This window comes from Streptomyces durocortorensis, assembly GCF_016901035.1.
GTDB lineage: Bacteria > Actinomycetota > Actinomycetes > Streptomycetales > Streptomycetaceae > Streptomyces > Streptomyces durocortorensis.
This window is the reverse complement of record NZ_JAFEUF010000014.1, coordinates 30,394-55,346: the sequence shown is the minus strand read 5'-3', so window position 1 is coordinate 55,346 and position 24,953 is coordinate 30,394. Positions and strand designations below refer to the sequence as shown.

Below are 24,953 nucleotides of genomic sequence, written 5' to 3'. Positions count from 1 at the left end.
CCCGGCCGCCGGCTCAGTCCTCCGTGAACGGCTTACGGGCCACGCCGAGGACACAGGGGGACGAGGGCATCTGGAGGCCCGATTCCGGGATGCGCAGTCTGCGGTACGTGCCCATCTCGAAGCCCGCCGCCTCGATCGCGGCCAGCGGATTCCGGGCCGTGTGACAGCCGCCGAAGAGCAGCGGCCACAGGGTCCGGTCGGCCGCCCGCTGCGCGGTCGCCAGCGCCCGGCCCGGCGCCTGCCCGTGCTCGAAGAACCGCAGTTCGCCGCCCGGCCGCAGGACCCGCCTGATCTCGGCGAGCGCCCGGGGCAGATCCCGTACGGTGCACAGCACCAGCGACGCCACCGCCCCGTCGAACGCCTCGCTCTTGACCGGCAGCGCCTCGGCCGCCCCCGGCACCACGTCCACCGGCACCTCGGCGCGCAGGGCGGCACGGGCCGCGAGCTGCCGCAGCGAGCGTTCCGGTTCCAGCGCCACGACCTCCGACACGGCACCGGGGTAGTGGGCGAAGTTCAGCCCGTTTCCCGCGCCGACCTCGATGACCCGGCCGGAGAGCCCCGACAGCAGCTCCTCGCGGTACGCGGCGACGCCGCCCTTCACATCCGCGGCCTCGCTGAAGCGGGCGTAGAAACGGGCGAAGACCGGGTGGTGCACGGCGTCCCGGGGGAGCTTCCTGCTGCGCAGCTGCATGACGGACCTCCGTTACGGAGTGGACGTGACGCTCCTCCACGATTCTCCCCCGGATCGACCCGGCGGGAATCCTCGAAGGGGCTGTCCGGCCCCCGCACGCTCCGTCAGCGCGTGGTCCAGGTCCCTCCGAGCTCCTGGGCGAGCCAACTCGACGCACGGGCCGCGAACTCGGGGCCCGGCAGCGCACCCGCACCGGCCGGTACCGCGCCCAGCAGCGGCGCACCGGCCGCCACCGGCAGGTCCTCGATGTTGCACCGGGACGCGAGGTCCGGCTCCGACGGCATGCTGCCGATCACCACACCCCGGCAGCTCAGCCCGCGGCTCCGCAGCGCCTCGGCCGTCAGCGCGGTGGCGTTCAGCGTGCCCAGACCCGCGGGGGCCACCACCAGCACGGGCGCGGACAGCAGCCGGGCCGCGTCCGCGAGGGTGGAGCCCTCGTCGTCGAACCGCACGAGCAGCCCGCCCGCACCCTCCACCAGCACGAGATCGTGCTCGGTGGCCAACTTCTGAGCCGCCTCGGCGACCTCGAACGGCCGCACCGGGGCGAGCCCCGCCCGCCGCGCGGCCGTGGCCGGGGCCAACGGCTCAGGAAAGCGAGCCAGTTCGACCGCCGTCACATGGCCTCCCGCCAGCCGCGCGACCTCGGCCGCGTCGCCCGGCTCCCCGGGGACGAGCCCGGTCTGGGCGGGCTTGAGCACCGCGACCCGGCGTCCCCGCGCGGCGGCCGCCACCGCGGCGGTCACCACGGTCTTGCCGATCTCCGTGCCCGTACCGGACACCAACAGAATCGTCGACATATCGCCTCAGCCCTCCCGCGCCGCGGCGCACACGGCCCGGCAGATCCGTGCCACGTCCTCGTCACCCGTGACGTACGGCGGCATCGTGTAGACGAGATCGCGGAACGGCCGCAGCCACACGCCCTCGCGCACGGCCGCACGGGTCGCCGCCGCCATGTCCACCTCGTGGTCGAGCTGGACGACCCCGATCGCCCCGAGGACGCGTACGTCCACCACACCCGCGAGATCCGCGGCGGGCGCGAGCCCGGAGCGCAGACCCGCGCCGATCCGCGCCACCTCGCCCTCCCAGTCCTGCCCGAGCAGCAGGTCCACCGAAGCCGAGGCCACCGAGGCGGCCAGCGGGTTGCCCATGAACGTCGGCCCGTGCGCCAGCACCGGCACCTCACCGCTGGAGATGCCCTCGGCCACCCGCGTGGTGCACAGCGTCGCCGCCATCGTGAGATAGCCGCCGGTCAGCGCCTTGCCGACACACATCACGTCCGGCGAGATCCCGGCATGCCCGGCGGCGAACAGCTTGCCCGTACGCCCGAAACCGGTCGCGATCTCATCGAGGACCAGCAGGACGTCGTGCTCGTCGCACGCCTCGCGCAGCACCCGCAGATACGCGGGGGAGTGGAACCGCATCCCACCGGCGCCCTGTACCACTGGCTCCACGATGACCGCCGCCAACTCCCCGGCGTGCGCGGCGATCAGCTCCCGCAGATGCGTGACGTAGGCGGCGTCCGGCTCCGCGTCGAAGCCGTCCGGCGGGGCGTCCGCGAAGACCTGCCGGGGCAGGGAGCCCGACCACAGCTCGTGCATCCCGCCCTCCGGGTCGCACACGGACATCGGCTGCCAGGTGTCCCCGTGGTAGCCCCCGCGCCAGGTCAGCAGCCGCCGCTTGGCCGGACGACCGGCCGAACGCCAGAACTGGAGGCACATCTTCACCGCGACCTCGACGGACACGGACCCGGAGTCGGCGAGGAAGACGTGCCGGAGCGGTTCAGGGGTGATCTCCACCAGCCGGGTCGCCAGCCGGACGGCGGGCTCATGGGTGAGCCCGCCGAACATCACATGGCTCATCCGGTCCAGCTGGCCGCGCGCGGCCTCGTTCAGGACCGGGTGGTTGTAGCCGTGTACCGCCGACCACCAGGACGACATGCCGTCCACCAACTCGCGCTGCCCCTCGACGGGTTCGGCGAGCCGGAGCCGTACCCCGGAGGCCGACTCCACGATCAGCGGTTCCTGCCGGCCGGGCATCGGACCGTACGGGTGCCAGACGTGCGCCCGGTCCAGCGCCCGCAGTTCGTCGGGGGCGTACGGCTTCGGCGCGGCGGGTCCGGAGTGCGCGGCCTGCTGGGGGAGCGCGGGGGCGTCCGGCTCAGGCATTGGGGGCGAGATCCGTCCCCGCACCGCGCCGGCGCACCGCCACCAGATCCGTACGCGCCGCGCCGTTCGCCTCCGTCCGCGCGACCGGGACGCTCTCCCCGGCGTCGGCGTCGGCGTCGGCGTCGGGGACGGCGACGGCTTCCGCGCCGGCCGCCTGCTCCGGCTCCCCGTGGCCGCCGCACGGCCCGCAGCCCCCGCCGCCACCGTGCGAACCGCAGCCGGCGGACTCCTGCGTTCCGCACCCGGCCGGCTCCGCCGGCGTACCGCAACCGCCGGCCAGGGCGTCGGCCCGGTGGCGCGGCAGCGTCGTCGTGCCCGCGCCCTCCACCTCGAAACCGGCGTCCGCGATCATGTCCAGGTCGGCCTGGCCCGCCTGGCCCTCACTGGTCAGGTAGTCGCCCAGGAAGATGGAGTTGACCAGGTGCAGCGCCAGCGGCTGCATCGAGCGCAGGTGCACCTCACGGCCGCCCGCGAGCCGCACCTCCACGTCCGGGCAGACGAAGCGGACCATCGCCAGAATGCGCAGGCAGCGCTGCGGGGTGAGGTTCCACTCCTTGGCCAGCGGGGTTCCCTCGAACGGGATCAGGAAGTTCACCGGCACCGAGTCCGGGTCCAGATCGCGCAGCGCGAACACCACGTCGACCAGGTCCTTGTCGCTCTCGCCCATCCCGGCGATCAGCCCCGAACACGCCGAGAGCCCCGCGGCCTGGGCCTGCTGCACGGTCTCCACCCGGTCCGCGTACGTGTGCGTCGTGGTGATCGCCCCGTACGTCTCCTCGGACGTGTTGAGGTTGTGGTTGTACGCGTCGGCGCCCGCCGAACGCAGCCGGTCGGCCTGCCCGTCGGAGAGCAGACCGAGACAGGCGCAGACCTCGACGCCCTCGTTCTGCTCCTTGATCGCCTCGATGGTCTTGGTGACCCGGTCGACGTCCCGGTCGGTGGGGCCGCGCCCGCTCGCCACCAGGCAGACCCGCTTCGCGCCGCCCGCCACCCCGGCGGCGGCGGCCTTGGACGCCTCGTCCGGCTTCAGCCAGGTGTACTTGAGGATCCCGGCCTTCGAACCGAGCCGCTGCGAGCAGTACGAGCAGTCCTCGGGGCAGAGCCCGGACTTCAGGTTGACCAGATAGTTGAGCTTGACGCGCCGCCCGAACCACTGACGGCGTACCTTCCCTGCGGCGGCCACCACGTCGAGCAGGTCGTCGTCGGAGGTCGCCAGCACGGCGAGCGCTTCTTCGCGGGTCGGCAGTTCGCGCCGCAGCCCCTTGTCCACCAGCGTGTTCAGCAGGTCCATGAAAGATGATCCTGGCTTACGGCACCGCCTCCAGCCAAGGAGGAACCAGACAGGAGACCCGGGCGAGGGTGTGTGTATTGCCACACCCTGACCTGCTGCGCACCCGGCTAGGGTCTGTTGGCTGCCTACAAAGAGCCCGTCCGTACAGGACTGCCCGCACCGGACCTGCCGCACCGGACCCTCCGCACCGGACGTCCGCGCGGAGCCGCCCGCCCAGGGCCCGTCTACCCAAGGGACCGCCCCATGTCCTTCGCCCCGTTCGAATGGATCGACGCCGAGGCCCGCCACCGGGCCGCCGCCGGACTCGTACGGACGCTGCGTCCGCGCGACGCCGAGCCGGAGCTGCTGGACCTCGCGAGCAACGACTACCTGGGCCTCACCCGGCACCCGGAGGTCACCGCCGCCGCGGCCGCCGCCGCCCGTCGCTGGGGAGCGGGCGCCACTGGATCCCGGCTGGTCACCGGCTCCACCGCCCTGCACGCCGAACTCGAACGCGAACTCGCCGCGTTCTGCGGTTTCGAGGCGGCCCTCGTGCTCTCCTCCGGGTACGCGGCCAATCTCGCCGCGCTGACCGCGCTCTCCGGGCGCGGCTCGCTCATCGTCTCCGACGCTGGCAACCACGCCTCGATCGTGGACGGTTGCCGGCTCTCCCGTGCCGGGACCGCCGTCGTCCCCCACGCCGACCCGGACGCGGTCGCCAAGGCGCTGGGGGCCCACGACGGCCGGTCCCTCGCCGTCACCGACTCCGTCTTCTCCGTCGACGGCGACGCCGCCCCACTGGCCGCGCTGGCCGAGGTCTGCCGCTCCGCGAACGCCGCCCTGCTGGTCGACGACGCCCACGGCCTCGGCGTGCTGGGCGACGGCGGACGAGGTGCGCTGGCCGCGGCCGGCCTGGCGGGCGGCGACGGGACCGTGGCCACGCTCACCCTGTCCAAGTCGCTGGGCAGCCAGGGCGGAGCGGTCCTGGGGCCCGCCCGGGTCATCGACCATCTGGTCAACACGGCCCGTACGTTCATCTTCGACACCGGACTCGCCCCGGCGGCGGCCGGCGGCGCGCTCGGCGCCCTCGACGTGCTGCGCCGGGAGCCCGAACGGGCGGCGCGTGCCCGTGACGTGGCCACCGCGCTGTACACGCGGCTCACCGCCGCCGGGCTGCGGGCGGTCCGGCCCGACGCGGCCGTCGTCTCCGTCCGGGCGCCATCGGCGGACGCCGCGGTGCGCTGGGCGGCCGACTGCCGCGCCGCCGGGATGGCGGTGGGCTGCTTCCGCCCGCCGTCCGTACCGGACGGCATCTCCCGGCTGCGGCTGACCGCCCGGGCCGACCTGACCGAGGAGCAGATCACGACCGCGGTGGCCACGATCGTCGCCACCGCTCCCCGGCAGGCGGACGTTCCGGTCAGCTGATCGGGTGCCGGCCGGTTCCGTGCGGATCGGCTCCGCGCGGGGCGAGGCCGGTCACGAACGTGCTCCAGGCCGCCGCCGAGAAGCGCAGCGGCGGCCGGTCCACGTCCTTCGAATCGCGTACGGCGAGGAGAGCGCCGAACAGCGCGGTCTCCACGCAGTTGTTCATTCCGGTCGAGCGGCTGCTGCGCCGCCATGAAGCGGTGGACGGCGTTGTGGGCGACGGCGGTGGTGCGCAACGGTCGGACATGGTGGCCCCCTCGGGCAGTCGGACGGTCCGGCGGGACCTGGCCGGACGGCCCGGTCCCGCTAGCTGCGGCTGATCGCGGTGATGAGGTCCAGCGTGCGTTCGGGCGACAGCGCGTGCGCCTGCAAGGTACGGAAGGCCGAGCTGTACGCGTCGAGGTCTTCTTTCCGCTCCAGATAGAGGCTACTCGTCAAGTGGTCAAGAACGACCACATCCAGATCGGAAGTGTTCGGAAAAGAGAAGATGACGAAAGGGCCGGTGAGTCCGACGTACCCGCCGGCCGCGAACGGCAACAACTGCAGCTGCACGTTCGGCAGTCGGGACACCTGGATCAGATGGTGCAGCTGGTCCCGCATCACCTCCGGCCCGCCCACCTCGCGATGGAGCACCGCCTCGTCCAGTACAGCGGTGAACCGCAGGGGCGGGCTCGCGCGCAGCACTCGCTGGCGGGTCAGCCTGACCTCGACCAGGGAGTCGAGCCGGCCGTCCGGTAACCCGTCCAGCGAGGCGCGGGTCACGGCCCGCGCGTATCCGGCGGTCTGGAGCAGCCCCGGCACCACGGAGGTCTCCAGCGTCCGGACCGTACTGGCCTGCGACTCCAGACTGATGAAGTCGCGGTACTGGGGCGGGATCAGCCCCCGGTAGGCATGCCACCAGCCCGAACCGCCGCCGCCGGCCGACCCCGCGAGGACTTCGAGCAGCGAACGCAACTGGGTGTCGCGCACCGCGTAGACGTCCAGCAGCCGCGACACGTCCGCGGGCGTCACCCCGCTCGCGCCCGTCTCGACGCGGCTCACCTTCGACTGGTGCCAGCCGAGCAGCCGCGCCGCGTCCCGACTGGTCAGCCCGGAGGCGTGGCGCAGACTCCGCAGCTCCTCACCGAGCTTGCGCCGCCGGACGACGGGGCCGTTCAGCATGCCGGTCTCCTTCCGCTGTCGGGAAGGGCCGGTCCGTCGCCGGGGCCGGCCCCCAGAGGGGCCAGTGTGCCGCCCGCCCACGCCGTACGGGTCCTGAATTCACCGCTTCGAGCGACAGATATATGCATATCTTGGCCGAACCCCGTTACAGGGAGCTGTATCGATGGCAGTCTGGCGCGAAGCACGATCCCGGCCGGCCAGTCGGTCGCCCGGGGCGGGAAAGGGACGGCGTCGCCATGGCAGACCATCAGGAAGCATCCGTCACTCTGCCGAGCGATCCGGCCTCGGTCTCCACGGCCCGCAGACACGTGGCCAGGACCCTGACCGAATGGGGCCTGCCCGGCGACAGCGACTTCGCCGACACCATCCGGCTGATCGTCTCGGAGCTGGCCACCAACGCCGTTCAGCACACGTTCGGCCAGTCGCCCACCTTCACCGTGGATCTGCGCCTCGAACGCGACGAGGAGCTGTATCTCGGCGTCACGGACAGTCACCCCCGCTGGCCCCAGCGACTGCCCGCCGCCGTCCGGCAGGACAACGGCCGGGGCATGGTCATCATCCGGACCCTGGCCAAGGAGCGCGGCGGGCGGCTCCAGGTCACCCCGACCGCCGAGGGCGGCAAGACGGTCTGGATCGCGCTCCCGTGGGCCGTGGCCCTCCAGGGCTGATTCCGGCGGGGCGCGGAAGAACCGCGGGCGTCAGCCCGTGGACGGCCGGTTCGCCGGCCCGGCCGTGCCCCCGCGGCCGAAGCCGCTGCGCAGCAGCGCGAGCAGCGTCGCGGCAGCCGCGCTCGACCGCTCGCCCCGGTGCACGACCGAGATGGTCCGGCGGAACGACGCGGGCTCCAGCCGCCGGACCGACAGCGGGGCCGCCGCCATCGAGGCGACCATCTCCGGCACCACCGCCACCCCGAGCCCCGCGCTGACCAGCGCGCACACCAGCGCGTACCCGGGCGACTCGCAGACCACCGCGGGCGTCGCCCCGGCGTTCGCAAGCGCGCTCTCGACCCCGCGCCGGGGCGGATGGGTGGGTGCGCTGCTGATCAGCGGCCGCCCCGCCAGCTCGCCGACCGGCAGCCGCCCGGTGCCCTCGGCGAGTCGGTGGCCCACCGAGGTGACCAGTACCAGCTCCTCGACCAGGACGGGGTCGACGAACACCCCCACCGGCGGAGGCGCGACCGGCCCCGGCTCGTAGGCATGGGTCAGGGCGAGGTCCACCTCGCCCGCGGCCACGGCGGCGATCCCGCCGGGCGGTTCATGGTCGGCGACGGCCAGCTCGACCTCGGGGTGGGCCCGCCGGAACGCGCTCAGGACCGGGGGCAGCAGATGGATCCCGGCCGTCGTGAACGTCCCCACCCGCAGCCGGCCGCCCGAGAGACCGGCCAGCTGCGCCAGCTCGTGCCGCGCCTGGTCCAGTTCGTCCAGCACCCGCCGGGCCCGGCCGGCCAGCAGCTCGCCCGCCGCCGTCAGCCGCGCCCCGCGATGGTGGCGCACCAGCAGCGCCGCCCCCGCCTCCCGCTCCAGCTTGGCCAGCTGCTGCGAGAGCGCGGGCGCGGTGTAGCCCAGGCGGGCGGCGGCCCGGGTGATCGAACCGGCCTCCGCGACCGCCACGAGCGCCGCGAGCCGTGTCGGGTCGTACATGAAAGCGTTCCTTTAGGCAGACCCAGAAGATTGCAAGTACACGCTAAAGGCTCCGCAGGTCCAAGGTGGACCTCATGGACGCACAACTGATCGCCTTCACCGGGATCGCCGCCGGCATGGTCGCGCTGCCCGGCGCCGACTTCACCGTCGTCGTACGCAACGCCCTGGCCTCGCGCACCGCGGGCCTGGCCTCGGCGGTCGGCGTCGCCGGGGGACTCCTCGTGCACACCGCGCTCGCGGTCGCCGGACTCGCCGCGGTGCTGGTGACGATGCCCGTGCTCTTCCGCACCGTCCAGCTGCTCGGCGGTGCGTACGTCCTCTACCTCGGGCTCAGCGCGCTGTACGCGATCCGCCGCCGGCCCGCACCGGACAGCCCCGGTGAGCCGTCCGGCACGCCCGGCGACCCGCCCTCCGGTACGACGGAGGGCAGGTCGCCGGGGCGGCCCGTGCCCGGGGAGTCCGGGCGTGCGCTGCGCCAGGGGTTTCTGACGAACGCGCTCAACCCGAAGGCCCCGGTCCTCTTCCTCAGCCTGCTGCCGCAGTTCGTGCCCCACGGTCAGCCGCCACTGCCCCGGACCCTGTTGCTCGCGGCCCTCGTGGTGGTGCTGGCGCTGATCTGGTTCCCGGCCGTGGCCCTGCTCGTGGACCGGCTGGGCCGGTGGCTGCGCCGACCGCGTACCGCCCGCGCCATCGAGGGCGGCAGCGGTGTGGCGCTCACCGGACTGGGACTCGCCCTGGTCACCGGCCCACTGCTGCGCTGAGGCCGGCCGCACGGAAAGAGCGTCCGGTCGGGGGTCAGCGGACCCGTCCGTACCAGACGCTCTTGGACCAGATTTTCGCCAGTCGCACCACGTCCCCCGATTTGGGGGAGTGCCAGATCTTCCCGGCCCCGGCGTAGATGCCCACGTGGTAGACGCTGCGCCCCGAATGGAAGAAGACGAGGTCGCCGCGTTTGCGCTGCGACTTCCCGATATGGCGGGTCTTGTTGTACTGCTGCTGTGCCGTGCGGGGAAGCTTCTTGCCGGCCTTCTTGAACGAGTAGACCGTCAGGCCCGAACAGTCGAAGCGGCTGGGGCCGGCCGCTCCGTATTTGTAGGGAGCGCCCTTCTTCGACGCGGCGACCTTCAAAGCCTTCGTCGAATGGGCGGCGGCCTCGGCTTCACTCACCATGCCGGGCGCCAGCATCGTGGACGTCACGGCCAGGGTGAGCACCGAAGCCGTACCGAACCGGGCGAACAGAGACGGGACATGAACCTGCGCAGACATGCGCAACCCTTCGTCAGCCGCCTGTGAAGGATGACCTGTCGGGTTCGGGCTGGCGAAGTTGCCCGGCCGCTTGACGCGGCTTCACCCCGAGGGCTTCCCGGTCTCCCGGTCGGCCCGTTGTGCTCGGGTCCTCCACTCCTGCCGATCCACTTCTGTCGACCAGTCATCCGGGCGGCGGCAGGACTCGGCGTCCGCCCGGACCGCCCCGCCGCGGTGGCGGGGGCTTGTCGTCCCAGGGATCTTGACGCACTCCGTGCCGGATTTCCGAGTTGAAACGGTGATTTGTGAGTCTCCTCACCACTGATCCATTCAGGTGGACAGGCTGGATTCGCGCCCGCCGACGAGCCCGGCGCACACCCTCGTACCAGCGGTGAAAGGGTGCATTTCGAGTACGGGCCGGACGTCGAACGCAAGTTGAGCCGTCGCTCGCGCGGGTGATCCCCTACGCCGAACGAGCGAGGCAAATCGATCACGGGACCGGGCGTGTCGTGCGGCGTGGCGCCCGGTCAACTCCCGTAATGCGCTGTCGGCCCCGCCCGTGTCGCGCTCTCCGGGTAGGCGGAGCGGGTCAGTTCGTCGTCGGCGGCATCGCGACCCGGCCCGCCCGCCGCTCCCCGTCCAGGACGCGCAGCGCCCGCGCCAGGGTGGCGGCGTGGAGCCGCGACTCGCCGCGCTCGTGCATCAGGGCCAAGGCGTCGCGCAGGGCCGCCGCCCCGGAGGCCAGGGCCTGGGCGGCCCGCAGTGCGCTGTAGGTGTCGCCGCCGTGGGGGGGGTTGATCCGGCCCACCTGGTCGAGCACGGCCAGATAGCAGTCGACGAACTCGCCCTCGGCCCGGGTCAGTGCGGGCAGGGGCGGGAACTCGGTTGGCTCCATCGGCGTTTCACCTCGCGTCGTTCGGCGGCCGGTCGTACGGCGGCCGGATCGGTCAGCGGTTCTCCACGACGTGGTCGACCAGCCCGTAGTCGAGGGCGGCCTTGGCGTCGAGGATGGTGTCGCGCTCGATGTCGGCGGTGATCTGCTCCGCGGTCCGCCCCGTGTGCCGGACCAGCATGGCCGCGAACATCTCGCGGGTGCGCACCAGTTCGCGCGCGTGGATCTCCAGGTCGGACGGCTGGCCCCGCATCGGCTCCTCCAGTGCGGGCTGCTGAATGACTACCCGCGCGCCGGGCAGTGCATGTCGACGCCCCTTCGCCCCGGCCGCCAGCAGGGCCGCCGCGTAGGAGCCCGCCTGTCCCAGGCAGAAGGTCTCCACCTCGCAGGTCAGGTACCGCATCGTGTCGTAGACCGCCGCCATCGCCTGGAACGTACCGCCGGGGGAGTTGATGTAGAGCGACAGGGGCCGGTCCGGATCGGCGTGCTCCAGATACATGAGCTGGGCGATGAGGTCGCTCGCGGCGGTGTCGTCGATCGGGCTCCCGAGGAAGACGATCCGCTCGGACAGCAGCTTGGAGTACGGGTCCAGAGTCCGGGTTCCGGTCGCGGTGCGCTCGGTGAACTCCGGCAGGACGTAACGGGCGGCGGGGCGGATCATGGCGGTGCCTCTCTCCTGGAGCTGACCATCCGTCTGCTCATCCGTAAAAAATGTACAGGACGTACAGAAGGTTATGATGGGGACTATGGCCTACGAGATTCCGGTGACGCAAGCACGGGCGGAGCTCGCCGAACTGATCAACCGCGTTGTCTACGGCGGTGAACGCGTCGTGGTGACGCGGCACGGCAAGCCGCTCATCGCGCTGGTTTCCGCTGCTGACCTGCAACGGCTCGAAGCGGATGAGGCGGCTGCCGAGGAGCAGGTGATCAGCTCGGTCTCCTCGATCGGCTCCGCGCCATCCGCTCAGGGCGAACGGCGCAGGTTCGGCATCGCCGCCGAGCACCGCCCGCACGACGGCGACGGCGGCGGCGGCGGCGACCGGAACGCCTGACGCCCCGACCGGACCGGGCCTTACCGCGACAGCGCAAAGCCGGGTGCCCCTCCGTGAGTAGGGGCACCCGGCTTTGCGTGTCCGGATCCTTTGCTCAGCCGGTCAGGGACGGCTCCCGGTCGGGGGGGGGGGGCGTCGGCTCGGCGGGCTTCGGTGCCCTCCGTGCGAGCAGCACGGCCGCCAGTCCGAGCGCGGACCACAGCGACAGCGTCCATACGGCTCCGCCCGCCGCGCTCCCGTCGAAGAAGGCGACCGAGCGGAGCAGCGAGCCGCCCGCGCCCGGCGGGAGCCACTGGCCGATCGCCCCGACGGGCTCGGGCAGCAGCTGCGGTGCGCTGGTGACGCCGGAGAAGGAGTTGCCCAGCAGGACCATCAGCAGGGCGCCGAGCCCGATGCCGCGCGACCCGAACAGGGCGCCGAGCCCCGCCACCGCCGAACCGATGGCCAGCACGGTGAGCGCGAGCGCGCCCGCCTCCGTCCACCAGTCGCCCGCGATCACACCGAGCCAGCTGTGCGTCACGGCCGTGGCGGCGAGCCCCACCAGTGCGGCCGCCGCGAGCAGGGTCAACGCGCCGCGCGCGCCGCGCAGACCCGTCAGGGTGACGACGGCTCCGGCCGCCATGCCCGCCAGGGCCAGCGGCAGGACGCTCGCCCCGAGCGCGCTGCCGCGGGGGTCGCCGGGCGGCGCGGCCACCACATCGGTGACCTCGACCGGAGTGCCCTTCGGGACGGACGCGGTCACCGCCTCGCGCAGCAGCTGCGAGACGACGGGGCTCGCCGCCGACGCGGTGAGCAGGTGCGGCCCCTGCGGGGTGGCGACGACGGCTCCGTATACGACCCGGTCCTCGATCGCGGTGCGGGCGGCGGCCTCGTCGTCGTAGCGGTGCACCTCGAAGGCGCCGCCGCGCTGCTCGAACCGCTGCTCCAGCTGCTGGGCGGCCGGCGCGGCGCCCGCCACCCCGACAGGCAGGTCGCGCGGGGCGATCCGGGCGGCGGGCCAGGCGAAGGCCCAGAGGGCGAGGGTCACCATCAGGGGGACCAGCAGGATCACCGCCACCGCGCGGCGGTTGGGTGCGGTGGACATGGGAGGCCTCGATTCGTGCGACGGGCAGGAAATCCAAAGAGAAGGATCGTTCGTTTTACGATGCTCCCACTGTCGGCACGCCTCGTCCGATTGTCAAGAAGGAATGTTCGTTTTAGGTTGATGCCATGGCTCGCGTATCCCAGGAACACCTCGACGCCCGGCGCCGTCAGATCCTCGACGGTGCGGCGCGCTGCTTCGCCCGCAACGGATTCCATGCCACGTCCATGCAGGACGTCCTCAAGGAGGTGGGGCTGTCCGCCGGAGCGGTCTACCGCTACTTCGCCGGCAAGGAGGACATCATCGCGGCCATCACCGAGGAGACCTTCGCCGTCATTCGCGGCGCGTTCGAGGAGGCCGCCCGCATGACGCCGCCGCCCACCCCGGACGCGCTGCTCAGCCGGGTGCTCGGCGGGGTGCTCTCGGGTCAGGTGCACGGGCTGGAGCGCCGTGTGTTCGCCGCGCTCGTGGTCCAGCTCTGGTCCGAGACGCTGCGCGACGAGCGGCTCGCCGCACTTCTCGGCGAGGGGTACGCCATCATGCGCGTCGCCTGGGGGAATCTCGTCGACGCCTACCGCTCCGCCGGGATCCTGAGCAGTGACGTGCCCGGCGACCATGTGGCGCGAACGATGATCGCGACGGCGCAGGGCTTCATCGTGCAGGAAGCGCTCTTCGGGGACGTACGCACCGAGGTGCTGGAGGACGGGTTGCGCGGTCTGATGTCCATCACCCCGCAAAAGATCAGTTAACGCAATGGAAAAACTTCCGCTCTAACGTGCAATGCCTGGTCGCGAGAGTGCCGTTCCCGTTCAACGAGTTGTTGAACGGGGATAAGGTCCCGCTGCGTCCGGAGCCGGAGCCGGGCGGAAGACGATGAGGTGGAAGCGTGCAACTGACCCCGCACGAGCAGGAGCGTCTGCTCATCCATGTGGCCGCCGACGTGGCGGAGAAGCGCCGTGCACGCGGGCTGAAGCTCAATCACCCCGAGGCCGTCGCCCTGATCACCGCTCATCTCCTCGAAGGCGCCCGGGACGGCCGCACCGTCGCCGAACTCATGGCGTCGGGGCGGAAGGTGCTCACCCGGGACGACGTCATGGACGGCATCCCCGAGATGCTCCACGACGTCCAGGTCGAAGCCACCTTCCCCGACGGCACCAAGCTCGTCACCGTCCACGACCCGATCGTCTGACGGGGGAGCGCCGATGATTCCCGGAGAGATCCTGTACGGGGACGGGAGCATCCCCCTCAACGAGGGGCGGGCGGTCACCCGCCTCACCGTCCTCAACGCCGCCGACCGCCCCGTCCAGGTGGGCTCCCACTACCACTTCGCCGAGGCCAATCCCGGACTGCGCTTCGACCGCGCCGCCGCCCACGGTCTGCGGCTGAACATCGCGGCCGGCACGGCGGTCCGCTTCGAACCCGGCATCCCCGCCGACGTCGAACTCGTCCCCCTCGCCGGCCGCCGCGTCGTCCCCGGCCTGCGCGGCGAAACCGGAGGTCCCCTCGATGCCTGAACTCGAACGAGCCGTGTACGCCGACCTGTTCGGGCCCACGACCGGCGACCGGATCCGCCTCGCCGACACCGATCTGCTCGTGGAGATCGAGGAGGACCGCTCCGGCGGCCCCGGACACGCGGGCGACGAGGCGGTGTTCGGCGGCGGCAAGGTGATCCGGGAATCGATGGGCCAGGCCCGCACCACGCGCGCCGAGGGTGCGCCCGACACCGTCATCACCGGGGCTGTCGTCATCGACCACTGGGGCATCGTCAAGGCTGACATCGGCATCCGGGACGGCCGGATCACCGGCATCGGCAAGGCCGGCAACCCGGACACCATGGACGGCGTCCACCCCGACCTGGTGATCGGCCCGGAGACCGAGGTCATCGCGGGCAACGGGAAGCTGCTCACGGCCGGGGCCGTCGACGCCCATGTCCACTTCATCTCGCCCACCCTGATCGACCAGGCGCTCTCCAGCGGCATCACCACCCTCGTCGGCGGCGGCACGGGCCCGGCCGAAGGGACCAAGGCCACCACCATCACCCCGGGCCCCTGGCACCTGGCCCGGATGTTCGAGGCGCTGGAGACCTTCCCCGTCAACATCGGGCTGCTCGGCAAGGGCAACACGATGTCGCAGGACGCCATGCACAGCCAACTGCGCGGCGGAGCCCTGGGATTCAAGATCCACGAGGACTGGGGCGCGACCCCCGCCGTCATCGACGCCTGCCTCACCGTCTGCGAGCAGACCGGCGCGCAGCTCGCCATCCACACGGACACCCTCAACGAGGCCGGGTTCGTCGCCGACACCCTCGCCGCCATCGCCGGCCGCACGATTCACGCTTACCACACCGAGGGGGCGGGCGGCGGGCACGCGCCCGACATCATCAGCGTGGTCTCCGAGCCGTACGTCCTGCCCAGCTCGACCAACCCGACCCGGCCGCACACCGTCAACACCATCGAGGAACACCTCGACATGCTGATGGTCTGCCACCACCTCAACCCCGCAGTCCCCGAGGACCTGGCGTTCGCCGAGTCCCGGATCCGGCCCTCCACCATCGCGGCCGAGGACATCCTCCATGACCTCGGCGCCATCTCGATCATCTCCTCGGACTCCCAGGCCATGGGACGGATCGGCGAGGTGATCCTGCGGACCTGGCAGACCGCCCATGTGATGAAGAAGCGGCGCGGAGCCCTGCCCGGGGACGGCCGGGCCGACAACCACCGGGTTCGTCGCTATGTCGCCAAATACACCATCAACCCGGCGGTGGCCCAAGGCATGGGCAGCGAGATCGGCTCCGTGGAGACCGGCAAGCTCGCCGACCTGGTGCTCTGGGATCCGGCGTTCTTCGGCGTGAAGCCGCAGACCGTCATCAAGGGCGGCCAGATCGCGTACGCGCAGATGGGCGACGCCAACGCCTCCATCCCGACGCCCCAGCCGGTGATGCCCCGCCCGATGTTCGGCGCGCTCGGCAGGGCGGCCGCGCGCGGCTCGTTCAACTTCGTCTCCGCCGCCGCGATCGAGGACGGGCTGCCCGAGCGGCTCGCCCTGGAGAAGCGGTTCACGCCGATCACCAGCACCCGGGGGGTCACCAAGGCGGACATGCGGGAGAACGACGCCGTGCCCCGTGTGGAGGTCGACCCCGACAGCTTCGCCGTCACCATCGACGGCGACCCGGTCGAACCGGCCCCTGCGGCGGAACTGCCCATGGCCCAGCGCTACTTCCTCTTCTGAGAGCCGGCGGACCACAGCCATGTCACGCGCAGCTCTCCTCGTCCTCGCCGACGGCCGGTTCCCCGCCGGCGGCCACGCCCACTCCGGTGGCGCCGAACCGGCCGTCGCCGAAGGGCGGATCCGGGATGCCGACTCCCTCGCAGCCTTCTGCCGGGGCCGCCTGCACACCGCGGGTTTCACCGCCGCCGCCCTCGTCGCGGCGGCCCCCCACGGCCTGGACCCGCTCGCCCTCGACGAGGCCGCCGACGCCCGGACGCCCTCACCCGCCCTGCGGGCCACCGCCCGCAAACTGGGCCGCCAGATGATGCGGGCCGCCCGCGCCACCTGGCCCGGCCCCGACCTGGACGCGCTCGCCCGGGCCCGGCCACGCGGCGCCCACCAGCCCGTCGTCCTCGGACTCACCGCGCGATCGGCGGGCCTCGGCCCCGAGGACGCCGCGCACTGTGTGGCGTACGAGACCGTCAGCGGCCCCGCCACGGCCGTCGTCCGGCTCCTCTCCCTCGACCCCTTCCACGCCACCGCCGTACTCGCCCGGCTCGCCCCCGAGCTGGACCGGGTCGCCGAACAGGCCGCCGAGGCCGCCCGGCAGCAGATCGACGCCCTGCCCGCCGCCTCGGCCCCGCTCCTCGACATCACGGCCGAGGCCCACGCCGCCTGGCCGGTCCGCCTCTTCGCCTCGTGACCACTCGCTCGGCCACCAAAAGCCCCCTAGCCACCCGTCGGCCACCACAGCCCCGGTAGCCACTCGCTCGACCACCACAGCCCCGTTGCCACCCGCTCAACTACGTCACAGGGAGCCCCTATGCACCTCGGCCACACCCACGACGGCCCCGCCGCCGTCAGTGCCGACGCCACCCGCCTCGACGGCACCCGGCGCGCCCTGCGCATCGGCCTCGGCGGCCCCGTCGGCTCCGGCAAGACGGCGACCGTCGCCGCCCTCTGCCGGGAACTGCGCGACCGGCTCTCCATCGCCGTCGTCACCAACGACATCTACACCCGTGAGGACGCCGACTTCCTCCTGAACAACGCCGTCCTGCCGCCCGAGCGGATCCAGGCCGTCGAGACCGGCGCCTGCCCGCACACCGCGATCCGCGACGACATCTCCGCCAACCTCGAAGCGGTCGAGGACCTGGAGGACGCGGTCGGCCCGCTCGACCTGATCCTCGTCGAGTCCGGCGGCGACAACCTCACCGCCACCTTCTCCAAGGGCCTGGTCGACGCGCAGATCTTCGTCATCGACGTCGCGGGCGGCGACGACATCCCGCGCAAGGGCGGCCCGGGCGTCACCACCGCCGACCTCCTCGTCATCAACAAGACCGACCTCGCCCCCTACGTCGGCTCCGACCTGGAGCGGATGGCCCTGGACGCCAAGAAGCAGCGCGGCGAACTCCCCGTCGCCTTCACCTCCCTGACCTCGGCCGAGGGCGTCGGACCGGTCGCCGACTGGGTGCGCGCACAGCTCGCCTCCTGGACCGCGTGAGCGTCCACGCACGGGCCCGGCTCCGCGCCGAGCCCGACGGGCGGGGCAGCACCGCCCTGCCCGTCCTGGAGAGCGCGGGCCCGCTCGCCCTGCGCCGCACCCGTTCCCCCCGGCCCCCGTACGCCCGGGTCACCGTGGTCGGCGCGATGAGCGCCCCGCTGAACGGCGACCGCCTCGCCATCGAGGCCGAGGTCGCCGCCGGCGCACGCCTCACTGTCGACGCGGCGGCGGCCACTGTTGCCCTCCCGGGCCCACGGCCGGACGCCGACCCGTCCACGTACACGGTGAACCTGACCGTGGGGGAGGGGGCGGCCCTGCACTGGCTCCCCGAACAACTGGTCTCCGCCCACGGCAGCCGCCTGCACCAGACCACCCGGGTCCAACTCGCCGCGACCGCACGCCTCCTGCTGCGCGAGGAACAGATCCTCGGCCGCCACGGCGAACCCACCGGTGCCCTCACCACCCGCCTCACCGTCCACCGCGCGGGCCGTCCCCTCCTGGACCAGCAACTGACCTACGGCCCCGACGCCCCCGCCGGATGGGACGGCCCCGCGGTCCTCGCCGGCCACCGGGCAGTCGGCCAACTCCTCCTCGCCGACCCGTCCTTCGAGGACGCCCCCCTCCCCGCCCGGCTCCTCGGCCCCACCGCGGCCCTCACCCCACTGGCCGGCCCCGCCGTGCTGGTGACCGCCGTGGCCGCCGACGCCCGCCTGCTGCGTGGGATCCTGGACGACGCGATGCGCGAACTGCTGGACGGGCTGAAGGCGTGAGGGTCAGAGCCTGCTCCGAAGCACCTGACGATTACCATCGACTTCGACCTTCAGCCCGAAGGATCGACTGTTCACTAGGGCCTGTCCGGCGGATCTTCCCCGTGCAGGTCTGCCCAGCCTATGCATCAGACGGCCGCTCCCGGTCGCCTGGACCCAGTCAGGGAGAGAGCAACTGACGCCGCATTCCCTTGCGTTCTACGTGGACGTGGTCATGTCTGGAACGGTGCTCGGTGCCAAACCGACGGACAGCCCCGCCCAGGTCGCCGCGATCTTGGGCGACGACTTCACCGAGGCCAGCGTTTACGCCAACTCCATGTGGCACGACTACGGATTGGTCGAGTTCTTCTGGGAGCGGGAGTCGTCCGACCACCCGTGGGTGGGCCACCACTTCACCGTGCAGGTGCATCGCCTCGTGCACGGGGACCGCGGTGTCGTCAACAAGGCAATCCGTGACCGGTACGGCCGATTCGACCGCCACCTCCGCTTCGACAAACTTCAGCGGCTGCTGTCGAACCGCGACGTATGCCTGGAGGACGTCCCGGACGCCAATGCTCCGGACTACACCCTGCACTGGCAGCCCGCGTCCCAGGTGTCCGTCATGGCCTTCCGGATCCGCGAGTTCTGGGGTGAACGGGGGCGGTGTCAGCGAGGAGACAACAGACATGTCGGTGACGTGAATAGCATCTCGTCATCGATGACTGCCGGGCAAGTGGCGTGGTACAGGACACGCTACGGCCAACAGGAAGCCTAGAACCTGTCCGGCGGTTCACGGGCGAAGCCAGAGCCGGATGGCGGCGAGGGTGAGGGTGCCGTGGAAGATGTAGGCCCTCTTGTCATACCTCGCGGCTATGGCGTGGGAGTTCTTGAGCGCGTTCATCGTTCGCTCGACTTCGTTTCTCCTTTTGTCGGGGCCCTGGCGGGGCTTCAGTCTGTCGGGCCCATGGTCGGCCTACGATGTCGTGTGCCAGGGTGCCGGTATGGATTGGCAGTCTGAGAGCCCGGAACTCTGGGCGTTTTTGGAGACCTTGCACCGCGGCGAGATCTTGTCTGGCAGCGTTGCGGCGATCGAGCGGTTCGGGGTCTTCGTGGCCCTGGACGACGGACCTGCCCATCCGCTCTTCCCCGGTGTCGGGTTCATCGTCATCCCCGAACTGTCCTGGGGGCACATCGACGCTCCCACCGATGTCGTTCACGTAGGCCAGAGGGTCTCGTGCGAGTTCCTCCAGTTCGACACCTACAACCTGGAGGCCAGACTCTCCTTGAGGGCACTGGAGCCCGACCCCCTGCTGGCTTTCGCCGACCGCACGCCGGTGGGCCAGGAACTCCGTGGGACGGTGGAGAAGGTGCTTCCTTTCGGCGTCGTCGTCGACCTCGGAGACGGGATCGCCGGGTTGGTCCCCCTCGGAGAAGCCCCCGGTCGGCCTGCGGTGAGTCCGGTGGAAGACTTCGAGGCCGGCGAGAAACTCACCGTCGTCGTCACGGAAATCGACCTGCCGACCCGCCGGGTTCGCCTCTCCAGGCTGAAGGTCGCCCGGGGCGAGGGTGTCGTGCCGGTCGCGTGACGTCCGGTGTGCCCCGGTCGGCCGAAATGCGGACCCAGCTCCCGACGCGGCGAACTCGATCTGTGGCAGGGGTCTTCAAGCAGCCATGGCCAGGGGAGGGGCGTGCCCCGAGTAGAGCTCAGGGCGGTAGTCCGCTCAGCGAACTTCCTTCACCGGTTATGGGTTCGGTAAAGAAACAGGTGTACGCCCTGGTCCCAGGTGCCCCGCAGACGAAAGGATCCCCGCGACGTACCGATGACCATGCCGCCCCCTCGGCGGCGGATCGGATGAAGGGGGATTCACGTGAGACGTACGACAGTGCTCGGCTCGGCCGGGGCTCTCGTCGCGGGCACGCTCATAGCGGGGGCCATGGCCGCACCCGCGGCGAGCGCGGACGGCCGGCACCACGGCCGAGGTGACGCAGAGGCACGCGGGGTCGCCGTCGCCGCGCAGCAGGCCGCGAAGACCGGGGTCGACTGGAAGGACTGCCCGGAGGACTGGGGTCTGACCGCCCCCATCCAGTGCGGCTGGGTCACCGTGCCGCTCGACTACGCGAAGCCGAACGGCAAGAAGATCAAGCTCGCCGTCGACCGGCACGTCAGCACCGGCACCAAGCGCGAGCGGCAGGGCGCGCTCCTCTACAACCCGGGCGGGCCCGGCGGTTCGGGGATGCGCTTCCCGACCAGGGTCACCGCCAAGAACCCGCTCTGGACGAAGACCGCGAAGGCGTACGACTTCGTCGGCTTCGACCCGCGCGGTGTCGGCCACTCGGCGCCCATCTCCTGTGTCGACCCGCAGGAGTTCGTCAAGGCACCCAAGGCCGACCCGGTCCCCGACAGCGAGGCCGACAAGCGCGCCCAGCGCAAGCTGGCCCGCGAGTACGCCGAAGGGTGCGGCGAGCGCAGCGGCGCGATGCTGCCGCACATGACGACGCCCAACTCGGCACGCGACCTGGACGTCATCCGGGCCGCCCTCGGGGAGAAGAAGCTCAACTTCATCGGCGTCTCCTACGGCACCTACCTGGGCGCCGTCTACGGCACGCTCTTCCCGACGCACGTCCGGCGCATGGTCGTCGACAGCGTCGTCGACCCGTCACGGAAGAACATCTGGTACCGGGCGAACCTCAACCAGGACATCGCCTTCCAGACCCGCTGGGACGACTGGAAGGCGTGGGTCGCGCGGCACGATTCCGTCTACGGCATCGGCGACACCCCGCAGAAGGTCGAGAAGGCCTGGCTGGAGCTGCGGGCCGCCGCCAAGAAGGAGCCCATCGGCGGCGTGGTCGGACCTGCCGAGCTGATCTCCTTCTTCCAGGGCGCGCCGTACTACGACTCCGCCTGGGCCCCCACCGCCAAGACCTGGAGCGCCTACCGGGCCGGTGACACCCAGGCGCTGATCGACGCCGCCGCCCCCGACATGAGCGACCTCGCGGGCAACGCCGCGTCCGAGAACGGCAACGCGGTCTACAGCGCAGTCGAGTGCGCCGACGCCCAGTGGCCCACCGACTGGCGCACCTGGGACCGGGACAACACGCGGCTGCACGAAAAGTACCCGTTCATGACGTGGGCCAACGCCTGGATGAACCTGCCGTGCGCCACCTGGCCCGCCAAGCAGCAGACCCCGCTGGACGTGAAGACCCGCAAGGGCCTGCCGCCGGTCCTCATCGTGCAGTCCACCCGCGACGCCGCCACCCCGTACGCGGGCGCGGTCGAACTGCACAAGCGGTTCAAGGGCTCCCGGCTCATCACCGAGAAGGGTGCCGGATCCCACGGTGTCACCGGACTGGTCAACCCTTGCATCAACGAGCGGGTGGACACCTACCTGCTCACCGGGAAGACCGACCGGCGCGACGTGACGTGCACCCCGCACGCCACGCCGAAGCCGTAGGACGCCCCTGAGGCGTACGGCCGGGGCCCGCTCTCAGCGGTGGCCCCGGTCGAACGCCGCCAGCCAGGCGTCCTCCGCCGCGTAGTCGAAGAGGCTCTCGCCGTAACTCCTGAGCATCTTCGGGAACGCCTCCCGCCAGTCGCGCCCCGCCAGCTCCCCGGCCAGCCACTCGACCGTCTCCGGCAGCGACTCCACGTACCCCGTCACGGGCCGGTAGCCGAGCTGCTCACCGGCGGCCGTCATGTCGTAGACCACCGGGTGCGCGCCGCTCCACGGGGTCTCGCCCACATGTCCCTCGGGCGCCGGGCCGTCGATCAGCACCGTCTCCGTCTCCCGCCCCAGCACCGCGTCGATCGCCGACGCGATCTCCGCGACCGTGGGCGCCTCGGGATCCGCCGCGTTCAGCACGCGCGAGTCCGGCTTCCCCGCGGCCAGGCGGATCAGCTCTGCCGCGTTGGAGACATGGAGCGGGTGGAAGCGGGTCTCCCCGCCGTACACGAGGACCCGGCGCCGCCGCCCGTCCAGCAGCCGCTTCACGAAGTACAGCTCCCGAGGTCCGCGGCAGTACGGGCCGTGGACCGCGCCCGCCCGCAGCAGGGTCACCGGCAGCGCCTCGCCCGCCGCCAGCAGCTCCCGCTCCAGCAGGACCTTCCGTGTGCCGTACGTGGCGTCCCCGGGCGCCACCGTGGCCTGGCTCTCCGGCAGCGGCACCGGGTAGCGCGGGAAGCCGTCCGGTTCGGCCTGGGTGTCGAAGCTGCGGCCCCGCTCGTCCTCGTACACCGCTCCGCTGGAGATCACGACGGCGGACCCGATCCGGCCGGCCAGTCCGGTCAACTGCCGGGCGTGCGCGCCGTCGAACGCCACCATGTCGACCAGGACGTCGCAGCCGTCGCCCAGCGCCTTCTCCAGCGCTCCCTCCTCGTCCCGGTCGAGCGCCACCGCCCGGACCCCGGCGTCCCACCTCTCGTCCCGGACCCCGCCGCGCGAGGCCGCGGTGACCTCCCAGCCGTCGGCGGTCAGCGCGCGGACCGCGGCCCGCCCGATCTGGCCCGTCGCTCCCAGTACCCATGCGTGTCCGTTGCTCATGTGACCGACGCTAGGGGGAGCGGTGCCTCCCGGACGAGGGCGCTCTGCCGGTGGGGAATTCGCGCTCAGCGTCGCAGCTTCGGGAACTTCCTCGACGGCGCGGCAGCCTGCTCCGCGGCCTTCACCTTGGCCGCGTACTCGTCGACGTACTCCTGACCGGAGAGTTCGAGGATCGCGTACATGATCTCGTCCGTCACCGCACGGATCGCGGCCTTCTGGTCCTCCATACCCGCGTAGCGCGAGAAGTCCAGCGGCTCACCGAACCGGATCGCGACCTGCTTGATCTTTGGGATTTTCTGGCCGGGCGGCTGGATCTCGAACGTGCCGAGCATGGCGCACGGGATCACCGGCACCCCCGCGGTGATCGCCATGACCGCCACCCCGACCTTGCCCTTGTAGAGCCGGCCGTCGTGCGAGCGGGTGCCCTCCGGATAGATCCCCAGCAGCTCGCCCTTGCTCAGGACACCCAGCCCCTCGCGGATCGCCGCCTGACCGGCGTCCTTGCCCGACCGGTCCACCGGGATCTGGCCCGCGCTGCGGAAGAAGGCGGCCGTGAGCCGGCCCTTGATCCCCGGGCCCGTGAAGTATTCGGCCTTCGCCAGGAACGTGATGCGGCGCTTGATGATGGCCGGCATCAGGAAATGGTCGGAGAAGGAGAGATGGTTGCCCGCGACGATCGCCGCGCCGTCTTCCGGGATGTTCTCCAGGCCCTCGATCCGGGGCCGGAACAGCAGCCGCAGCACGGGCCCCAGAACGACATACTTCAGGACGTAATAAAACACCTTGCGGGTGCACCTCGCTCTGCCGGGCCGACTCAGGACTGTGTACTGCCAGGGGCAGGACTGCGTACCACCAGGGCATGATCATGCCGGAGCCCCACCGGGTGGGGCCCCGGCACCACCGTGCGACCGTAGCGAACCGGTCTCCCGGCTCGTACCCGCCTCCGGGCCCGACAGGCGTGGTCACCCGCCGTGACGCTCAGGTGTCCTGGGTGGCCAGCATGCCGAGGGTGCACAGTCCCAGCACGATCCAGCCGAACCAGAGCCAGCCACTGCTTCCCAGCGCCACCGTGTACGCGGTCACCGCGACCAGCGCTCCGACGGTCATGTATCCCATGGTCTTCGTCGATCCGGACATGCGCGCACGCTCCTCGTCGGCCGCGCGGCCGTTGTCCCCATGGTCACCCCGTATGCGCCCTCCGCGCTACTGTCCGCGCGCCTGCAAAGACGCGAGATAGGCGTTGTAGGCCGCCAGCTCCTTGTCGCCGTCGCGGTCCGCGGCCCGGTCCGTGCGCCGGGCGACGCGCTGCTCGGAGTGGTACCACTGGTAGACCAGCGCGATCAGCACCAGCACGGAGGGAATCTCGCTGAACGCCCACGCGATGCCGCCCGCCCAGTTCTGGTCGCTGAGGGCGTCGATGCCGAGCGAGGCGGGCGGGTTCTGGTACGTCTCCACCATCGGCGTCGACGCCATCATGAGCGCGATCCCGAAGAACGCGTGGAACGGCATCCCGGCGAACAGCTCCAGCATCCGCATCAGATAGCCGGGCCGGTGCGGACCCGGGTCCACGCCCATGATCGGCCAGAAAAAAACCAGGCCGACGGCGAGGAAGTGCACCATCATCCCGATGTGGCCCGGCTTGGAGCTCATCAGGAAGTCGAAGAGCGGCGTGAAGTAGAGCGCGTACAGGCTCGCGATGAACAGCGGGATGGTGAACACCGGGTGCGAGATGATCTTCATGTACCGGCTGTGCAGCAGCTTCAGCAGCAGCTCGCGCGGCCCGGTCCGCCCCCGGCCGGCCGGGGGCAGCGCACGCAGCGCCAGCGTCACCGGGGCGCCCAGCAGCAGCAGGATCGGCGACAGCATGCTGATCACCATGTGCTGCACCATGTGCACGCTGAACATGACCATGCCGTAGTCGTTGAGCTTGGTGCACATCACCAGCGCGATGCTCAGCACACCCACGGTGAAGAACACGATCCGGTTCACCGGCCAGCTGTCCCCGCGCCGACGCAGCCGCACCACGCCGTACCCGTACAGGGCGAGCGCCAGGACGCAGCCGGTCAGGAAGAACGGTTCGACGGAGAGCTCCAGCCCCCGCCCCAGCGTGAACGGCGGCAGATCCATGTTCATGCCGTGCCCGCTGTGATCCATCTGTTCACTCCCGATGGGGACACGTCCCCGTTTCGTGCCGGTTGTCCGGTCCAGAGTAGAACTGCCCCCGGGGGGGGGGGGGGGGGGGGGGGGGGGGGGGGGGGGGGGGGGGGGGGGGGGGGGGGGGGGGGGGGGGGGTGGGGGGGGGGGGGGGGGCCGGCGCGCGGGCCGCCGGGGGGCGGGGC

29 protein-coding genes, 1 pseudogene and 1 riboswitch are annotated in these 24,953 nt (G+C 71.7%); of the genes and pseudogenes, 14 read left to right on the top strand and 16 right to left on the bottom strand.

Annotation, left to right across the window (positions count from 1 at the left end; genetic code table 11):
• Positions 1 to 13: 13 nt before the first annotated feature.
• From JS521_RS05270 to bioB, 4 genes are all read right to left on the bottom strand, one after another.
• Complete coding sequence (locus JS521_RS05270; protein WP_205081547.1) at positions 14 to 691, bottom strand: class I SAM-dependent methyltransferase; 678 nt, start codon at positions 689 to 691, stop codon at positions 14 to 16.
• A 104-nt stretch (positions 692 to 795) separates the two neighbouring features.
• Complete coding sequence (gene bioD / locus JS521_RS05265; protein WP_205081546.1) at positions 796 to 1,488, bottom strand: dethiobiotin synthase; 693 nt, start codon at positions 1,486 to 1,488, stop codon at positions 796 to 798.
• A gap of 6 nt (positions 1,489 to 1,494) precedes the next feature.
• A complete protein-coding gene (locus JS521_RS05260; protein ID WP_205081545.1) occupies positions 1,495 to 2,856 on the bottom strand; it encodes an adenosylmethionine--8-amino-7-oxononanoate transaminase in 1,362 nt (453 codons plus the stop codon).
• A complete protein-coding gene (gene bioB / locus JS521_RS05255) occupies positions 2,849 to 4,147 on the bottom strand; it encodes a biotin synthase BioB (protein ID WP_205081544.1) in 1,299 nt (432 codons plus the stop codon). Before bioB ends, JS521_RS05260 begins: the two co-directional genes overlap by 8 nt.
• A gap of 243 nt (positions 4,148 to 4,390) precedes the next feature.
• Here bioB and JS521_RS05250 point away from each other — a divergent pair, with 243 nt between their 5' ends.
• Positions 4,391 to 5,551: an 8-amino-7-oxononanoate synthase gene (locus JS521_RS05250; protein WP_205081543.1), complete on the top strand. Its 1,161-nt coding sequence runs from the start codon at positions 4,391 to 4,393 to the stop codon at positions 5,549 to 5,551.
• On the opposite strand, the gene JS521_RS05245 is transcribed toward JS521_RS05250, so the two are convergent.
• Positions 5,544 to 5,798, bottom strand: coding sequence for a DUF397 domain-containing protein (locus tag JS521_RS05245; RefSeq protein ID WP_205081542.1), 255 nt, complete (start codon positions 5,796 to 5,798; stop codon positions 5,544 to 5,546). The two genes, JS521_RS05250 and JS521_RS05245, sit on opposite strands and share 8 nt — an antisense overlap.
• Before the next feature lie 59 nt (positions 5,799 to 5,857).
• Complete coding sequence (locus JS521_RS05240; RefSeq protein WP_205081541.1) at positions 5,858 to 6,712, bottom strand: helix-turn-helix domain-containing protein; 855 nt, start codon at positions 6,710 to 6,712, stop codon at positions 5,858 to 5,860.
• 236 nt (positions 6,713 to 6,948) lie between these two features.
• Here JS521_RS05240 and JS521_RS05235 point away from each other — a divergent pair, with 236 nt between their 5' ends.
• A complete protein-coding gene (locus tag JS521_RS05235; protein WP_205081540.1) occupies positions 6,949 to 7,380 on the top strand; it encodes an ATP-binding protein in 432 nt (143 codons plus the stop codon).
• A gap of 30 nt (positions 7,381 to 7,410) precedes the next feature.
• Here JS521_RS05235 and JS521_RS05230 read toward each other — a convergent pair whose 3' ends face one another.
• Positions 7,411 to 8,352 (bottom strand): LysR family transcriptional regulator, encoded by a 942-nt coding sequence (locus JS521_RS05230; RefSeq protein ID WP_205081539.1) that lies wholly within the window; start codon positions 8,350 to 8,352, stop codon positions 7,411 to 7,413.
• Between the two features lie 74 nt (positions 8,353 to 8,426).
• Between JS521_RS05230 and JS521_RS05225 the strand changes: the two genes are divergently transcribed.
• Positions 8,427 to 9,113 carry a LysE family translocator gene (locus JS521_RS05225; RefSeq protein WP_205081538.1) on the top strand — a complete coding sequence of 229 codons (687 nt, stop codon included), beginning with the start codon at positions 8,427 to 8,429 and terminating at the stop codon, positions 9,111 to 9,113.
• A 34-nt stretch (positions 9,114 to 9,147) separates the two neighbouring features.
• Here the strand turns inward: JS521_RS05225 and JS521_RS05220 are convergent, their stop codons facing one another.
• The 3 genes from JS521_RS05220 to JS521_RS05210 form a co-directional block, all read right to left on the bottom strand.
• The gene (locus JS521_RS05220) at positions 9,148 to 9,618 is read right to left on the bottom strand and encodes a C40 family peptidase (RefSeq protein WP_205081537.1); all 471 of its coding nucleotides are present in this window, start codon (positions 9,616 to 9,618) and stop codon (positions 9,148 to 9,150) included.
• Positions 9,619 to 9,621: 3 nt separating this feature from the next.
• Positions 9,622 to 9,786, bottom strand: a riboswitch (cyclic di-AMP (ydaO/yuaA leader).
• Between the two features lie 400 nt (positions 9,787 to 10,186).
• A complete protein-coding gene (locus tag JS521_RS05215) occupies positions 10,187 to 10,492 on the bottom strand; it encodes a hypothetical protein (protein ID WP_205081536.1) in 306 nt (101 codons plus the stop codon).
• A gap of 52 nt (positions 10,493 to 10,544) precedes the next feature.
• Complete coding sequence (locus JS521_RS05210; protein ID WP_205081535.1) at positions 10,545 to 11,150, bottom strand: ATP-dependent Clp protease proteolytic subunit; 606 nt, start codon at positions 11,148 to 11,150, stop codon at positions 10,545 to 10,547.
• An 85-nt stretch (positions 11,151 to 11,235) separates the two neighbouring features.
• Here JS521_RS05210 and JS521_RS05205 point away from each other — a divergent pair, with 85 nt between their 5' ends.
• On the top strand, positions 11,236 to 11,541 hold the full coding sequence (locus JS521_RS05205) for a type II toxin-antitoxin system Phd/YefM family antitoxin (protein WP_205081534.1): 306 nt from the start codon (positions 11,236 to 11,238) through the stop codon (positions 11,539 to 11,541).
• Positions 11,542 to 11,635: 94 nt separating this feature from the next.
• On the opposite strand, the gene JS521_RS05200 is transcribed toward JS521_RS05205, so the two are convergent.
• Complete coding sequence (locus JS521_RS05200) at positions 11,636 to 12,625, bottom strand: ABC transporter permease (protein WP_205081533.1); 990 nt, start codon at positions 12,623 to 12,625, stop codon at positions 11,636 to 11,638.
• Between the two features lie 125 nt (positions 12,626 to 12,750).
• On the opposite strand from JS521_RS05200, the gene JS521_RS05195 reads away from it, so the two are divergent.
• The 8 genes from JS521_RS05195 to JS521_RS05160 all read left to right on the top strand — a co-directional run bounded on the left by JS521_RS05195 (position 12,751) and on the right by JS521_RS05160 (position 18,851).
• A complete protein-coding gene (locus JS521_RS05195) occupies positions 12,751 to 13,371 on the top strand; it encodes a TetR/AcrR family transcriptional regulator (RefSeq protein WP_205081532.1) in 621 nt (206 codons plus the stop codon).
• A gap of 137 nt (positions 13,372 to 13,508) precedes the next feature.
• Complete coding sequence (locus JS521_RS05190; protein WP_205081531.1) at positions 13,509 to 13,811, top strand: urease subunit gamma; 303 nt, start codon at positions 13,509 to 13,511, stop codon at positions 13,809 to 13,811.
• 13 nt (positions 13,812 to 13,824) lie between these two features.
• Positions 13,825 to 14,136: an urease subunit beta gene (locus JS521_RS05185; protein WP_205081530.1), complete on the top strand. Its 312-nt coding sequence runs from the start codon at positions 13,825 to 13,827 to the stop codon at positions 14,134 to 14,136.
• A complete protein-coding gene (locus tag JS521_RS05180; RefSeq protein ID WP_205081529.1) occupies positions 14,129 to 15,850 on the top strand; it encodes an urease subunit alpha in 1,722 nt (573 codons plus the stop codon). The genes JS521_RS05185 and JS521_RS05180 overlap by 8 nt, the downstream gene beginning before the upstream one ends.
• Positions 15,851 to 15,869: 19 nt before the next feature.
• Positions 15,870 to 16,532, top strand: a complete 663-nt coding sequence (locus JS521_RS05175) for an urease accessory protein UreF (protein ID WP_205081528.1) — start codon at positions 15,870 to 15,872, stop codon at positions 16,530 to 16,532.
• Positions 16,533 to 16,652: 120 nt separating this feature from the next.
• Entirely contained in the window at positions 16,653 to 17,330 is a 678-nt protein-coding gene (gene ureG / locus JS521_RS05170) for an urease accessory protein UreG (protein ID WP_205081527.1), read from the top strand.
• Positions 17,327 to 18,100, top strand: coding sequence for an urease accessory protein UreD (locus JS521_RS05165; RefSeq protein WP_205081526.1), 774 nt, complete (start codon positions 17,327 to 17,329; stop codon positions 18,098 to 18,100). Before ureG ends, JS521_RS05165 begins: the two co-directional genes overlap by 4 nt.
• A gap of 211 nt (positions 18,101 to 18,311) precedes the next feature.
• Complete coding sequence (locus JS521_RS05160) at positions 18,312 to 18,851, top strand: hypothetical protein (protein ID WP_307847779.1); 540 nt, start codon at positions 18,312 to 18,314, stop codon at positions 18,849 to 18,851.
• 15 nt (positions 18,852 to 18,866) lie between these two features.
• Here the strand turns inward: JS521_RS05160 and JS521_RS37645 are convergent.
• Positions 18,867 to 19,004: pseudogene (locus JS521_RS37645) on the bottom strand (IS5/IS1182 family transposase); the annotation flags it as partial.
• 73 nt (positions 19,005 to 19,077) lie between these two features.
• On the opposite strand from JS521_RS37645, the gene JS521_RS05150 reads away from it, so the two are divergent.
• Together JS521_RS05150 and JS521_RS05145 are read left to right on the top strand one after the other, a co-directional pair.
• The gene (locus tag JS521_RS05150; RefSeq protein WP_205081525.1) at positions 19,078 to 19,662 is read left to right on the top strand and encodes a S1 RNA-binding domain-containing protein; all 585 of its coding nucleotides are present in this window, start codon (positions 19,078 to 19,080) and stop codon (positions 19,660 to 19,662) included.
• Positions 19,663 to 19,944: 282 nt separating this feature from the next.
• A complete protein-coding gene (locus JS521_RS05145) occupies positions 19,945 to 21,528 on the top strand; it encodes an alpha/beta hydrolase (protein WP_307847778.1) in 1,584 nt (527 codons plus the stop codon).
• 33 nt (positions 21,529 to 21,561) lie between these two features.
• On the opposite strand, the gene JS521_RS05140 is transcribed toward JS521_RS05145, so the two are convergent.
• The 4 genes from JS521_RS05140 to JS521_RS05125 form a co-directional block, all read right to left on the bottom strand.
• Entirely contained in the window at positions 21,562 to 22,614 is a 1,053-nt protein-coding gene (locus JS521_RS05140) for an NAD-dependent epimerase/dehydratase family protein (protein WP_205081524.1), read from the bottom strand.
• Positions 22,615 to 22,679: 65 nt separating this feature from the next.
• Positions 22,680 to 23,396: a lysophospholipid acyltransferase family protein gene (locus tag JS521_RS05135; RefSeq protein ID WP_205081523.1), complete on the bottom strand. Its 717-nt coding sequence runs from the start codon at positions 23,394 to 23,396 to the stop codon at positions 22,680 to 22,682.
• A gap of 196 nt (positions 23,397 to 23,592) precedes the next feature.
• Positions 23,593 to 23,751, bottom strand: a complete 159-nt coding sequence (locus JS521_RS05130) for a hypothetical protein (RefSeq protein WP_205081522.1) — start codon at positions 23,749 to 23,751, stop codon at positions 23,593 to 23,595.
• A gap of 66 nt (positions 23,752 to 23,817) precedes the next feature.
• Entirely contained in the window at positions 23,818 to 24,768 is a 951-nt protein-coding gene (locus JS521_RS05125; protein WP_205081521.1) for a cytochrome c oxidase assembly protein, read from the bottom strand.
• Positions 24,769 to 24,953: the final 185 nt, after the last annotated feature.